This is a genomic window from Citrobacter sp. GW821-FHT02E08 (assembly GCF_059421685.1).
Genome location: NZ_JBWKVL010000010.1, coordinates 98,928 through 111,973, shown reverse-complemented (window position 1 = coordinate 111,973; position 13,046 = coordinate 98,928). Strand labels below are relative to the sequence as shown.

At 53.5% G+C, this 13,046-nt stretch carries 12 protein-coding genes and 1 tRNA gene; 8 read left to right on the top strand and 5 right to left on the bottom strand.

The window, feature by feature from the left end; all coding sequences use genetic code 11:
- Window positions 1-58: 58 nt before the first annotated feature.
- The gene (gene mobH / locus AC07UY_RS14215; RefSeq protein ID WP_494701408.1) at window positions 59-1,678 is read left to right on the top strand and encodes a MobH family relaxase; all 1,620 of its coding nucleotides are present in this window, start codon (window positions 59-61) and stop codon (window positions 1,676-1,678) included.
- Window positions 1,668-2,594: a tyrosine-type recombinase/integrase gene (locus tag AC07UY_RS14210; RefSeq protein WP_494701409.1), complete on the top strand. Its 927-nt coding sequence runs from the start codon at window positions 1,668-1,670 to the stop codon at window positions 2,592-2,594. The genes mobH and AC07UY_RS14210 overlap by 11 nt, the downstream gene beginning before the upstream one ends.
- 149 nt (window positions 2,595-2,743) lie before the next feature.
- On the opposite strand, the gene AC07UY_RS14205 is transcribed toward AC07UY_RS14210, so the two are convergent.
- Window positions 2,744-2,828 (bottom strand) — tRNA-Leu (locus AC07UY_RS14205).
- A 230-nt stretch (window positions 2,829-3,058) separates the two neighbouring features.
- On the opposite strand from AC07UY_RS14205, the gene ahr reads away from it, so the two are divergent.
- Window positions 3,059-4,078, top strand: a complete 1,020-nt coding sequence (gene ahr, locus AC07UY_RS14200; RefSeq protein ID WP_494701410.1) for an NADPH-dependent aldehyde reductase Ahr — start codon at window positions 3,059-3,061, stop codon at window positions 4,076-4,078.
- Window positions 4,079-4,109: 31 nt separating this feature from the next.
- Here the strand turns inward: ahr and idnK are convergent, their stop codons facing one another.
- A complete protein-coding gene (gene idnK / locus AC07UY_RS14195; protein WP_407649618.1) occupies window positions 4,110-4,631 on the bottom strand; it encodes a gluconokinase in 522 nt (173 codons plus the stop codon).
- A 216-nt stretch (window positions 4,632-4,847) separates the two neighbouring features.
- On the opposite strand from idnK, the gene idnD reads away from it, so the two are divergent.
- The 5 genes from idnD (at window position 4,848) to AC07UY_RS14170 (ending at window position 10,683) form a co-directional block, all read left to right on the top strand.
- The gene (gene idnD, locus AC07UY_RS14190; RefSeq protein ID WP_494701411.1) at window positions 4,848-5,894 is read left to right on the top strand and encodes an L-idonate 5-dehydrogenase; all 1,047 of its coding nucleotides are present in this window, start codon (window positions 4,848-4,850) and stop codon (window positions 5,892-5,894) included.
- Between the two features lie 11 nt (window positions 5,895-5,905).
- Entirely contained in the window at window positions 5,906-6,670 is a 765-nt protein-coding gene (gene idnO / locus AC07UY_RS14185) for a gluconate 5-dehydrogenase (RefSeq protein WP_494701412.1), read from the top strand.
- 62 nt (window positions 6,671-6,732) lie between these two features.
- The gene (idnT, locus tag AC07UY_RS14180) at window positions 6,733-8,052 is read left to right on the top strand and encodes a gnt-II system L-idonate transporter (protein WP_494701413.1); all 1,320 of its coding nucleotides are present in this window, start codon (window positions 6,733-6,735) and stop codon (window positions 8,050-8,052) included.
- 51 nt (window positions 8,053-8,103) lie between these two features.
- Window positions 8,104-9,102, top strand: coding sequence for a DNA-binding transcriptional regulator IdnR (idnR, locus tag AC07UY_RS14175; RefSeq protein WP_494701414.1), 999 nt, complete (start codon window positions 8,104-8,106; stop codon window positions 9,100-9,102).
- A gap of 78 nt (window positions 9,103-9,180) precedes the next feature.
- Window positions 9,181-10,683, top strand: coding sequence for a helicase HerA-like C-terminal domain-containing protein (locus AC07UY_RS14170; RefSeq protein WP_494701415.1), 1,503 nt, complete (start codon window positions 9,181-9,183; stop codon window positions 10,681-10,683).
- A 42-nt stretch (window positions 10,684-10,725) separates the two neighbouring features.
- Here the strand turns inward: AC07UY_RS14170 and lptG are convergent, their stop codons facing one another.
- The 3 genes from lptG to AC07UY_RS14155 form a co-directional block, all read right to left on the bottom strand.
- Window positions 10,726-11,808 carry an LPS export ABC transporter permease LptG gene (lptG, locus tag AC07UY_RS14165; RefSeq protein WP_203359116.1) on the bottom strand — a complete coding sequence of 361 codons (1,083 nt, stop codon included), beginning with the start codon at window positions 11,806-11,808 and terminating at the stop codon, window positions 10,726-10,728.
- Window positions 11,808-12,908: an LPS export ABC transporter permease LptF gene (gene lptF / locus AC07UY_RS14160; RefSeq protein ID WP_203359117.1), complete on the bottom strand. Its 1,101-nt coding sequence runs from the start codon at window positions 12,906-12,908 to the stop codon at window positions 11,808-11,810. Before lptF ends, lptG begins: the two co-directional genes overlap by 1 nt.
- A 62-nt stretch (window positions 12,909-12,970) precedes the next feature.
- Entirely contained in the window at window positions 12,971-13,021 is a 51-nt protein-coding gene (locus AC07UY_RS14155; protein WP_223307023.1) for a hypothetical protein, read from the bottom strand.
- Window positions 13,022-13,046: the final 25 nt, after the last annotated feature.

The following is a 13,046-nucleotide window of genomic DNA, read 5'->3' as shown; positions in this document are numbered from 1 at the left end:
TGAAGGGGAAGAGAGTGAAGGGGTAACGGGCTTACCCGAAAAAGGGGAAAGGGCCATTATGCGGATATGGCTGACGCGCAAAAAACCAGAAATCACACCATCCGACGGCAAGCCGAGCGCCACGGAGGGATGGCTGCATCCTGAATCCGCGCAAACGCTACTGGCTGAAACGACCCGCCAACAGCTTATCCGGTTTATTCGCCAGAGCACCGCCCTCCCTGCCTCACTGTTTGAACGCTTCTGGCTGATACCAATCCACCGCTTCGCAGAACTGGCGCAGTTGTTCCCAGCCTCGGAAAACCACCACCATTCCCACGCAGGTGGCCTGCTCGATCATAGTCTCGAAGCCGCCTGCTATGCCGCACGACTGCGGCAGAGTTATCTTTTTCCGCCTGATGCAGCGCCGGAAGATCAGGCTGCTCAGTCCGAACGCTGGACAACGGTCATCATCTACGCCGCACTGCTGCACGATCTGGGCAAACTCATCACCGATATTGAGGTGGAAGATGTCAGTGGGCAACGCTGGTTTCCATGGCATGGCCCACTAACCCAGCCTTACCGATTCCGTTATCTGCCGCAACGTGATTATCTGCGCCATCCAGCTGCGGCAGCCCTTCTCCTCACCCAACTGCTCCCACCGGAAAGCCTAGACTGGCTCGCTGCTGATTCAACTGCCTTATCCACCGTGCTTCACTGCCTGAACGGGCAGTATCAGTATGCTGGGCTGGCAGGTGAATTGGTGCAAAAAGCCGACCGGGCGTCGGTGGCATTTAATCTCGGCGGCGATCCGGTCAAGGCTATCCATCGTCCGCAAACCTCGCTGCCGCAGCAAATCATTGCTGCTCTGCGCGACCTGCTAACGCATGAGTTCCGGCTCAACAACCCGAATGGTGGCTCTGACGGCTGGCTAACAGAAGAGACGCTGTGGCTAGTCAGTAAAAACGCTGCCGATGCCGTGCGCGGCTGGCTGCTGCACCAAGGGATTGACGCCGTACCGCAACATAACGTGCGGCTGTTCGATGAGATGCAGGCACACCAGTTGCTCATTCCCTGTGAGGATAAAGCCATCTGGCATTGCCGGATTGAGGCCAGCGGTGGCTGGAGCAGTGAACTTACGTTACTGCGCTTTTCTCCTTCGCTGATTTGGGAAGATCCACAACAGCGGCCCGCAACATTCAGTGGAACCGTCACGCCAATAGCGGTAGTCCAGAATGAGACAGAAGCAGTGATTGCAACGGATGCGGTAGTAGAACAACCATCCCCTCAACCCGAACACGACGATACCCCACTTTCAGGCGAAGCCTTCTGGCAGTGGCTGGTTCGTAATGTTCAGGCTCAACATCTGGAAGTCAATGAACCTAACGCCCGAATCCATACCGTTGCCGGGTCGGTGTTTCTGGTGACACCCGGAATTTTCAAACTCTGGCTTAGCACCTGCGGTCAGAATGTCCCAGAAGAATACTGGCGGGAGGTACAGAAAAAGTTCCAGAACCTGAATCTTCACCGAAAACAAAAAAACGGCCTCAACATCTGGCACTGCGCCGTTGTCGGCCCGCGCCGTTGTTCACGTCTGAAGGGATATCTGCTTGACGATCCCACGCCGCTTTTTGGAGATGACGTTCCCTTTAATAACCCTCATCTCTTGCTCAGTGAAGGAGAAGACACCCATGACTTTTGAACAGCTCCTGGAAGAGTATTTTTTTGCCCGTCTGCTGCGCCCTGATACCCAGAGCTGCTATTGCACGGCGGTAAATCAGTTTACCCACTGGCGTAACGTACTACCCGCCGAAGTCACACCGCATATGGTGCTGGAGTGGCGTCATTACTTGTTAAATGTGCGATGTATCAAACCAGTAAGCTGGAATCACTATATGCGCCATATGCGGGCCTTGTATAACTTCGCCATTGAACAAGGGCTACTGGAGCAGTTCATCAACCCATTCCAGAAAACATCGCTGCGGGAATCTCGTAAGAAAAAGAAAACCCTGACCCGCGAGCAAATCCTCGCATCCCGCAAAGTGCTGAACCAATTTATCGAACGGGAGAAAATGCAGCGCAGCTATCGTTCGCCTTTATATCCGGCATGGTTTTGGCTCACCGTGGTCGAAACCTTCAACTACACCGCTATCCGACTGAATCAGCTTATTCACCTGCGCGTCAGGGATATCGATCTGGTCCACGACACGCTGTTTATTCAGAGCGAAGGCAGTAAAAACCATGATGAACATATTGTTCCCATCGCCTCCCGGCTGCGGCCCTATCTGGAGCATCTGCTTGAAGAAGCTAAAACGAAGGGAATACGGGCTGACGATCAGTTGTTCAACATCAATCGTTTCAGTAGGCGAACGCTACGGCAGGGCAAAGCAATGACGGAAAATCAGGTGAGTTATTTCTTTGCCAAGCTCAGCGATGCCTGCCACAGCCGTTTCTCATCACATCGTTACCGTCATACTGTTGCCACAGAATTAATGCAAAAACCGGAGCAAAATTTGTATGTCACGCAGAAACTACTCGGCCACCGCGATATTAAGGTGACGCTCAGCTATATTGAACACAATGTCGAGATGCTCAGAAGTTGCGTGGAGAGAGATTGACAAAACAGGGAGTGAGTGAAAAGATCCGGCCCGAGGCTTTATAAACAAAAAAAGCCGGAGATGCGGCCATTTTGTAGTTGCCGTCAACGTCCAGCTTCATTGTACAACGTACTGATTGTTGTAGATTTTCCGATTATCACAATCGTTTTTGGTGCCGAAGGCCGGACTCGAACCGGCACGTATTTCTACGGTTGATTTTGAATCAACTGCGTCTACCGATTTCGCCACTTCGGCACTGAAGAGGTATGCGGAAAACGTTGTGGATTATACCTGTCACGCGCCACCATGCAAGCGGCAGCGTGTGCCTCACTCGTTAAGTGTCGAAATTTTCAGCATTACGCAGTTTAAAAGCAGTATTCATCACATTTCTCCCCCTCCTCTCGCGACTTAACCCCCCCTTCTTTGAAGCGTCCCATTCCCCCATGCTCTACACTTCCAGTTCAACACCCACCGAGGGAAACACGATGTCCATTATAAAAAGCTATGCCGCAAAAGAGGCGGGCAGCGAACTCGAACTTTACGAATATGATGCCGGTGAACTCAGGCCGGAAGATGTCGAGGTGCAGGTCGACTACTGCGGTATCTGCCATTCCGATCTTTCCATGATCGACAACGAATGGGGATTCTCTCAGTATCCGCTGGTTGCCGGGCATGAAGTGATTGGTCGCGTGGCGGCGCTCGGCAGCGCAGCGCAGGAAAAAGGGTTGAAGGTCGGACAGCGCGTGGGCGTTGGCTGGACGGCGCGCAGCTGTGGGCATTGCGATGCATGTATCAGCGGTAATCAGATTAACTGCCTGGAAGGAGCCGTAGCCACCATTCTCAACCGTGGCGGTTTTGCCGAGAAACTGCGGGCAGACTGGCAGTGGGTGATCCCGCTTCCGGAGAGCATCGATATTGAGTCGGCAGGTCCTCTGTTATGCGGCGGTATTACGGTCTTTAAACCTCTGCTGATACACCACATCACCGCGACCAGTCGCGTGGGGGTGATCGGCATCGGCGGTCTTGGGCACATCGCCATTAAGCTACTGCACGCGATGGGCTGTGAAGTGACCGCATTTAGCTCGAATCCGTCAAAACAGCAGGAAGTGCTGGCGATGGGAGCTGATAAAGTCGTGAACAGTCGCGATCCAGACGCGTTAAATGCGCTGGCAGGTCAGTTTGATCTCATTATCAACACCGTTAATGTCGATCTCGACTGGCAGCCCTACTTTGAAGCTCTGGCCTACGGCGGCCATTTTCACACCGTCGGCGCAGTGATGAAGCCGCTGCCGGTTCCGGCGTTTACATTGATTGCTGGCGATCGCAGCATCTCCGGTTCAGCAACCGGTACGCCCTATGAACTGCGCAAGCTGATGAAGTTTGCCGGGCGCAGCAAGGTCTCGCCGACGACAGAGTTGTTCCCAATGTCGCAAATCAACGAAGCCATCCAGCACGTTCGCGACGGCAAAGCGCGTTACCGCGTGGTACTGAAAGCCGACTTCTGATGATGTGGCTCAGTCTGGACAGGGGCTGAGCCTATTGTCCATTGCGAAACGCAAGTACCGCCTGGCGGCACTGTTCTGTCACATGCTCAATATCATGGTTCACATCGATGCGGGCAATATCGTGTTCATCTTCCTGCGGGCACTCCAGTGCGTCGAACTGGCTTTTCAGCAACCCCATCGGCATAAAATGCCCGGCCCGACGCTGCATGCGCGCCAGAATAGTCTCGTAATCACCGTCCAGCCACAGGAAATGCACATTAGGACTACCCTGACGTAATATATCGCGATACTGTTTTTTTAATGAAGAACAGACGATAAATCCGGTTTCATTCTTTTTATACAGACTGTAGCTGGCATCATTTAATCGTGCTAACCAGGGGAGTCGGTCCTCATCGGTTAACGGAATACCTTCAGACATTTTATCAATGTTTTTGGCCGGATGGAGATCGTCACCATCAATGAATTTAGCCGATAATACCGCGGAAACTTTACTGCCAATTAATGATTTACCGCTACCCGAAACACCCATCAAAATATAACTTTCCCCGGCCATCAAAAAACTCCAGATTCATATTCCATGGCGCGATACTACGCCCTCTACTTTGGAGATTTCACGCTTTTTTAGCACCGCTGATGAGAATTACAAGGCGCATCACGTTATGCGTAACATTGTAGCGTAACAATTTTCCAGCGTGACTTGCGTCACAAATAATCACAGACAAAACCGTTTAAATGCTGCCGAGGTTACTACCTGACCAGTGAGGCATTTATGCAAGTCAAAACACAATCCTGCGTTGTCGCGGGAAAGAAAACCGTTGCCATTACAGACCAAAATATTGAATGGGATAATAATAAAGGAACGTTGGTTAAAATTACCCGAGGGGGAATTTGCGGTTCCGATTTACATTATTATCAGGAAGGGAAAGTTGGTAATTTCACCGTCAAAGCACCAATGATTTTAGGCCATGAAGTTATTGGCAAAGTAGTTCATAGCGATTCAGAAGAATTACATGAGGGTCAGTCGGTTGCTATTAACCCGTCTAAACCTTGCGGTCACTGTAAATACTGTTTGCAGCATGAAGAAAACCAGTGCACGGAAATGCGTTTTTTTGGCAGCGCCATGTATTTTCCCCACGTCGACGGCGGCTTTACTCAGTTTAAAATCGTCGATACCGCGCAGTGCATTCCCTACCCGCAGCAGGCCGACGAGAAAGTAATGGCCTTTGCCGAACCGCTGGCCGTGGCGATCCATGCAGCACATGAAGCGGGCGATCTGCAGGGCAAGCGCGTGTTTATCTCCGGCGTAGGTCCAATCGGTTGCCTGATTGTCAGCGCGGTGAAAACGCTCGGCGCGGCAGAAGTCGTCTGCGCAGACATCAGCCCACGTTCGCTCACACTGGCTCAGCAGATGGGCGCCGATACACTCATTAACCCGCAACAGGACTCGCTCGACGAGTGGAAAAAAGAGAAAGGCTATTTCGATGTCAGCTTCGAAGTCTCGGGGCACCCTTCTTCGATCACCACCTGTCTGGAAGTGACCCGCGCGAAAGGCGTGATGGTGCAGGTCGGCATGGGCGGCGCAGTGCCGGACTTCCCGATGATGATGCTGATCGGCAAAGAAATCTCGCTCAAAGGCTCATTCCGCTTTACCACCGAGTTCAACACTGCGGTGTCGTGGCTGGCAAATAACGTTATCGACCCGCTGCCGTTACTGAGCGCCGAATATCCGTTTACCGACCTCGAACAGGCACTGATCTTCGCCGGAGATAAAACCCAGGCGGCGAAAGTCCAGCTCGTTTTTGACGAAACAAAATAAGGAATAATACGATGAACGATCTTTTTTCACTGGACGGCAAAAACATTCTTATCACCGGTTCTGCTCAGGGTATTGGTTATTTACTGGCGACCGGGCTGGGTAAATATGGCGCGCAGATTATCGTCAATGATATTACGCCAGAACGCGCGGAAGCCGCTGTCGTCAGGCTGCAGCAGGAAGGTGTTCGCGCCGTTGCCGCGCCTTTCAATGTTACGCATAAACAGGATATTGATGCCGCCATCGAGCATATCGAAAAGGATATTGGCCCGATTGATGTGCTGGTAAATAACGCGGGTATTCAACGCCGCCATCCTTTCACCGAGTTCCCGGAACAGGACTGGAACGACGTGATCGCGGTAAACCAAACCGCAGTGTTCCTGGTATCACAGACAGTGACCCGCCGGATGGTGGAGCGTCAGACCGGAAAAGTCATCAACATCTGCTCCATGCAGAGCGAGCTGGGACGAGACACCATTACGCCGTATGCCGCTTCGAAAGGCGCGGTGAAAATGCTCACCCGCGGAATGTGCGTTGAGCTGGCACGTCACAATATCCAGGTGAACGGTATCGCACCAGGCTACTTCAAAACCGAAATGACCAAAGCGCTGGTTGAAGATGAAGCCTTCACCTCCTGGCTGTGCAAACGTACGCCAGCCGCACGCTGGGGCGATCCGCAGGAGCTGATTGGCGCCGCGGTATTCCTCTCTTCTAAAGCTTCTGATTTTGTTAACGGGCACCTGTTGTTTGTCGATGGCGGCATGCTGGTCGCCGTCTGACGCAACGCAACACCACGCAGCGCCCTGGCGCTGCTTTTTTGGCAACTATAAGAGATACGATTATGCCATTAATCATAATTGCGGCAGGCGTCGCGCTGCTTCTGGTCCTGATGATTGGCTTTAAAGTTAACGGCTTTATTGCCCTGGTACTGGTTGCAGCCGTCGTCGGTTTTGCCGAAGGGATGGATGCACAGGCCGTTCTGCACTCTATACAAAATGGGATCGGCGGTACGCTCGGCGGGCTGGCGATGATCCTCGGGTTCGGCGCAATGCTCGGTAAGCTGATTTCTGATACCGGCGCCGCCCAGCGCATCGCTACCACGCTGATTGGTACATTCGGTAAGAAACGTGTGCAGTGGGCGCTGGTCATCACCGGCCTGGTTGTCGGCCTGGCAATGTTCTTCGAGGTCGGTTTTGTTCTGCTGCTGCCGCTGGTGTTTACGGTGGTGGCCTCCTCCGGTCTGCCGCTGCTGTATGTCGGCGTGCCGATGGTTGCGGCACTATCCGTTACCCACTGTTTTTTGCCGCCGCATCCGGGGCCAACCGCGATTGCCACCATCTTCGAGGCTAATCTCGGCACCACCCTGCTGTACGGCTTTATCATTACTATCCCGACGGTGATTGTCGCCGGGCCGCTGTTTTCCAAACTATTGACCCGCTTTGAAAAAGCGCCGCCTGAAGGTTTATTCAACCCGCATTTATTCACCGAAGCAGAGATGCCGTCGTTCTGGAACAGTATCTTTGCGGCCGTTATCCCGGTAATACTGATGGCGGTAGCGGCGGTGTGCGAAATTACGCTGCCTAAGACCAACAGCGTGCGGGTGTTCTTTGAGTTTATTGGTAACCCTGCGGTCGCGTTGTTTATCGCCATCGTGCTCGCCATTTTTACTCTCGGTCGACGTAACGGACGTACGATAGAGCAAATTATGGATATCATTGGCAACTCTATCGGCGCGATTGCGATGATTGTGTTTATCATCGCCGGCGGCGGTGCGTTTAAGCAGGTTCTGGTGGACAGCGGCGTGGGTCAATATATCTCGCACTTGATGACCGGCACTTCGCTCTCTCCGCTGCTGATGTGCTGGACAGTAGCGGCGTTGCTACGCATCGCGCTCGGTTCAGCGACCGTCGCAGCCATTACCACCGCAGGCGTGGTATTGCCGATAATTAACGTCACTCATGCCGACCCGGCACTGATGGTGCTGGCAACCGGTGCGGGCAGCGTGATTGCTTCACACGTTAACGATCCTGGCTTCTGGCTGTTTAAAGGTTATTTTAATCTCAGCGTTGGAGAAACGTTGCGTACCTGGACGGTAATGGAAACGCTGATTTCCATTATGGGACTCCTCGGGGTTCTGACGCTGAACGCCGTCCTGCATTAATTCGGCATCACCGGGGAACGAAAGTCTGCGTTCCCCGGCTCAGGAGAAAAGATGAGGAACCACAGAATTTCTTTGCAAGATATCGCCACCCTGGCGGGCGTGACTAAAATGACGGTGAGCCGCTACATCCGCTCGCCGAAAAAGGTCGCAAAGGAAACCGGTGAACGTATCGCGCAGATTATGGAGGAGATCAATTACATCCCCAACCGGGCACCCGCGATGCTGCTGAATGCGCAAAGCTATACGCTTGGCGTGCTGATCCCCTCTTTTCAAAACCAGTTGTTCGCCGATATTCTCGCCGGTATAGAGTCGGTGACCTCAGACCATAACTATCAGACGCTGATCGCCAACTACAATTACGATCGGGAATCCGAGGAAGAGTCGGTGATCAACCTGCTCTCGTATAATATCGACGGCATTATTCTTTCCGAGAAATACCACACCCTGCGCACTGTTAAATTTATGCGTTCTGCCAACATTCCGGTGGTGGAGCTGATGGATATTCAGGGCGATCGTCTGGACATGGAGGTGGGATTCGATAACCGCCAGGCGGCGTTTGATATGGTCAGCACCATGTTAGATAAACGCCAGCGGCACAAAATTCTCTACCTGGGTTCGAAAGATGATGTCCGTGATGAGCAGCGCTATCGCGGTTACTGCGACGCCATGACGCGCCGTGGTCTGGAGCCACTGCGTGTTAACCCTCGCGCTATCTCATCCATTCATCTGGGCACACAAATGATGCGTGACGCGCTCGCTGCACACCCGGATTTAGACGGCGTATTCTGCACCAACGACGATATTGCGATGGGCGCACTGCTGCTGTGCCGCGAACGTGAACTTGTCGTCCCGGAACAGATCTCCATTGCCGGGTTCCACGGGCTGGAAATGGGCAGGCAGATGATCCCAAGCCTCGCCAGCGTGATCACCCCACGATTTGACATTGGCCGTACGGCGGCGCAAATGTTGCTGAGCAAAATCAAGAACAACGACCATAACCACAATACCGTGGATTTGGGGTATCAGATTTACCACGGCAATACGCTATAAGTTATTTTCTCTCCCCTTCGCATATTCTCTTTCATTCACATTGCCTATACTCCAGGCAGGATAAATGGAGGAAATCTCATGAGCGCACCCTTGTTAATTGCCCGCACGCCAGAAACCGAGCTGTTCTTACTGCCAGGCATGGCGAACCGTCACGGGCTGATTACCGGCGCGACGGGGACGGGTAAAACAGTCACGTTGCAAAAGCTGGCCGAATCGCTGTCGGAAATCGGCATTCCGGTGTTTATGGCGGATGTGAAAGGCGATCTGACGGGCGTGGCTGAAGAGGGCGTAGCCTCGGAAAAACTGCTTACCCGGCTAAAAAACATCGGTATCGCCGACTGGCAGCCCCACGCCAATCCAGTGGTGGTGTGGGATATTTTCGGCGAAAAAGGCCATCCGGTGCGGGCGACCATCTCCGATCTCGGGCCGCTACTGCTCGCGCGTCTGCTGAACCTGAACGAGGTCCAGTCCGGCGTCCTTGATATTATCTTTCGTATTGCCGATGACCAGGGGCTGTTGCTGCTGGATTTCAAAGACCTGCGGGCCATTACGCAATACATTGGCGATAATGCCAAATCCTTCCAGAATCAGTACGGCAATATCAGTAGCGCATCGGTGGGGGCGATACAGCGTGGCCTGCTGACCCTCGAGCAACAGGGCGCGACCCACTTCTTTGGCGAGCCGATGCTGGAGATCACCGACTGGATGCGCGTCGACGCAAACGGTAAAGGGATTATCAACATCCTCAGCGCAGAAAAACTTTACCAGATGCCAAAACTGTATGCCGCCAGCCTGCTCTGGATGCTCTCCGAACTTTACGAGCAACTGCCGGAAGCGGGTGATCTGGAGAAGCCGAAGCTGGTTTTCTTCTTCGACGAGGCGCATCTGTTGTTCAACGACGCGCCACAGGTGTTGTTGGATAAAATCGAGCAGGTTATTCGCCTGATCCGTTCAAAAGGCGTTGGCGTCTGGTTCGTCTCACAGAACCCGTCCGACATACCCGACAACGTGCTCGGGCAGTTGGGTAACCGTGTACAGCATGCCCTGCGCGCCTTCACACCGAAAGATCAGAAAGCGGTGAAAACCGCAGCGCAGACAATGCGAGCGAATCCGGCATTTGATACCGAAAAAGCCATTCAGGAGTTAGGCACTGGTGAAGCACTAATCTCGTTTCTTGATGCTAAAGGCAGTCCGTCGGTGGTGGAGCGCGCAATGGTCATTGCGCCCTGCTCGCGGATGGGACCACTCACCGACGATGAACGCAATGGGTTAATTAATCACTCAGCCCTGTACGGTAAGTATGAGGAAGAGGTGGATAGCGAATCCGCTTACGAGAGGCTGCAAAAGGGTGTGCAGGCCAGCACAGAACAGCAGAACAACCCGACGGTGAAAGGCAAAGAGGTCGCGGTTGACGATGGTATTCTCGGTGGGTTGAAAGACATTCTGTTTGGCAGTACCGGGCCACGCGGCGGTAAACGTGATGGTGTCGTACAGAGTGTTGCCAAAAGCGCAGCCCGTCAGGTCACCAATCAAATTATACGCGGGATGTTGGGCAGCTTACTGGGCGGGAGAAAACGCTAAGGTGAGACATGCACCCTCCCGTAACACGGGAGGGTAGCAGGATTACGATCTCCGCAGCATCAACCAGAGGCTAATCAGGAAGAACGAGGCGCTCGGCAACAGCGCGCCAATAATCGGCGGAATGCCATAAACCAGCGTCAGTGGACCAAAGATCTGGTCAAGCACGTAGAAGACAAAACCAAAGCTGATACCGGTGACAACACGCGCCCCCATCGGAACGCTACGCAGCGGGCCGAAAATGAACGACAGCGCCATCAGCATCATGACGGCCACAGAGAGCGGCTGGAACACTTTACTCCACATATTGAGCTGGTAGCGTCCGGCGTCCTGACCACTCGACTTCAGATACTTCACGTAGCTGTGCAGGCCGCTGATGGAGAGCGCATCTGGATCTAACGCGACCACACCGAGTTTGTCCGGCGTCAGGTTGGTTTTCCAGGTACCGCTCACCGTCTGCGAACCGGTGATTTGCTTCGGATTGGTCAGGTTGGACTCATCGACCTGCGACAGACGCCATACTTTGTGCTCAGCATCGAATTTCGCAGAAGCGGCGTAACGCACCGACTGCAAACGGCGCTGCTCGTTGAAACCGTAGATACTGATCCCGCCCAGCTCCGTATCGCCTTTAACCCGTTCGATATACACAAAGTTGTTGCCGTCTTTTGCCCACAACCCTTGCTGGGTAGAGAGCAACGAGCCGCCATACATTTGCTGAGCACGATAGTTACGCGCCATCTGCTCGCCCTGCGGCGCAACCCACTCGCCAATTGCCATCGTCAACAGCACCAGTGGAATGGCCGTTTTCATGACCGACAGCGCCACCTGCATGCGGGTGAAGCCAGAAGCCTGCATCACCACCAGTTCGCTGCGCTGCGCCAGCATCCCCAGCCCCAGCAACGCGCCCAACAAAGCCGCCATCGGGAAGAAGATCTGCACATCTTTTGGCGCGCTGAGCAGGGTATACATCCCAGCACCCAGCGCATCGTAGCTCCCCTGCCCGGCTTTTTTCAGCTGGTCGACGAACTTGATGATGCCGGAGAGCGACACCAGCATGAACAGCGTCATCATGATGGTGGTGAAAATGGTTTTACCGATATAGCGGTCAAGTACACCAAATGGCTGCATTACACCGCTCCTCTACGCAGAAAACGGGCACGCAGACGGCGTACCGGCACCGTATCCCACAAGTTCAGGCCAATCGCCAACGCCAGATACGCCAGGTTCACCGCCCACATCCAGAGAGCCGGGTCCAGTTTGCCTTTGCCGCCATTGGATTTCAGGGAGGTCTGCACAAGGAAGAACAGCAGATACAGCAACATCGCCGGGAGCATTGACAGGATGCGCCCCTGACGTGGGTTCACCACGCTCAGCGGCACGACCATCAGCGCCATCATAAATACGGTAAACACCAGCGTCAGGCGCCAGTGTAGTTCCGCCCGGGCACGATCGGTTTTGGCCGACAACAGCGAGCGCATATCCATCTGCTCGGAATCATTGGGATCCAGCGCAACCGCCTGATGCCCGATAATCGCCTGATAGTTCTGGAAATCGGTAATGCGGAAATCACGTAACAACGCGGTCCCTTCAAAGCGTGTCCCCTGATTCAGGGTGACCACCTGAGAGCCGTCGCGAAGCTGCGTCAAATGTCCGGAATCAGCCACCACCACGGAAGGACGGGCGTTGCCTTTCGGACGTATTTGCGCGAGAAACACGTCTTTGAAGTCGCTGCCATCGACACTTTCGATAAACAGGACCGAGCTGCCATTGGTTGCCTGCTGGAATTGCCCCTGCGCAAGCGCAGCCATACCGGGGTTAGCTTTCGCCTCCGCCAGCACTTCATCCTGATGTTTAGATGATAAAGGTCCCGCCCACATGACGTTGACCGCAGCGACAATACCAGTAAACAACGCCAGTACCATGGCGGCTTTTACCAGGACGGCTTTGCTCAACCCGCAGGCGTGCATGACCGTAATTTCACTTTCAGTATACAGTTTGCCCAGCGTCATCAGCAGCCCGAGGAACAGGCTGAGAGGCAGAATGAGCTGCGCCATTTCAGGCACGCCCAGCCCCAGTAGAGAGAACACCAGATTTGCCGGAATATCACCGTCAACCGCCGCACCGAGGATCCTCACTAACTTTTGACAAAAGAAGATCAAAAGCAAGATGAAAAGGATCGCAAGTTGGCTTTTGAGCGTCTCCCGTACCAGATATCTTATGATTATCACTTTAAATACGCCCGTAAAAACTCGTCTTTTGCAGGATTTTAGCTTGTTTCATGGCTTAAACGTCATTTATTCTCTTGAGTCGTCGAAATCGTCGCTAAGACTATTATACTCAACGGATTCACCTCTCAGAAAATTGTT

Excerpts from the sequence above, each read along its gene's own strand:
- mobH (WP_494701408.1), top strand. The coding sequence starts at position 59 with ATGCGGATATGGCTGACGCGCAAAAAACCAGAAATCACACCATCCGAC.
- lptG (WP_203359116.1), bottom strand. The coding sequence starts at position 11,808 with ATGCAGCCATTTGGTGTACTTGACCGCTATATCGGTAAAACCATTTTC.
- idnR (WP_494701414.1), top strand. The coding sequence starts at position 8,104 with ATGAGGAACCACAGAATTTCTTTGCAAGATATCGCCACCCTGGCGGGC.
- AC07UY_RS14170 (WP_494701415.1), top strand. The coding sequence starts at position 9,181 with ATGAGCGCACCCTTGTTAATTGCCCGCACGCCAGAAACCGAGCTGTTC.
- ahr (WP_494701410.1), top strand. The coding sequence starts at position 3,059 with ATGTCCATTATAAAAAGCTATGCCGCAAAAGAGGCGGGCAGCGAACTC.
- idnK (WP_407649618.1), bottom strand. The coding sequence starts at position 4,631 with ATGGCCGGGGAAAGTTATATTTTGATGGGTGTTTCGGGTAGCGGTAAA.
- idnO (WP_494701412.1), top strand. The coding sequence starts at position 5,906 with ATGAACGATCTTTTTTCACTGGACGGCAAAAACATTCTTATCACCGGT.
- idnT (WP_494701413.1), top strand. The coding sequence starts at position 6,733 with ATGCCATTAATCATAATTGCGGCAGGCGTCGCGCTGCTTCTGGTCCTG.
- AC07UY_RS14210 (WP_494701409.1), top strand. The coding sequence starts at position 1,668 with ATGACTTTTGAACAGCTCCTGGAAGAGTATTTTTTTGCCCGTCTGCTG.
- idnD (WP_494701411.1), top strand. The coding sequence starts at position 4,848 with ATGCAAGTCAAAACACAATCCTGCGTTGTCGCGGGAAAGAAAACCGTT.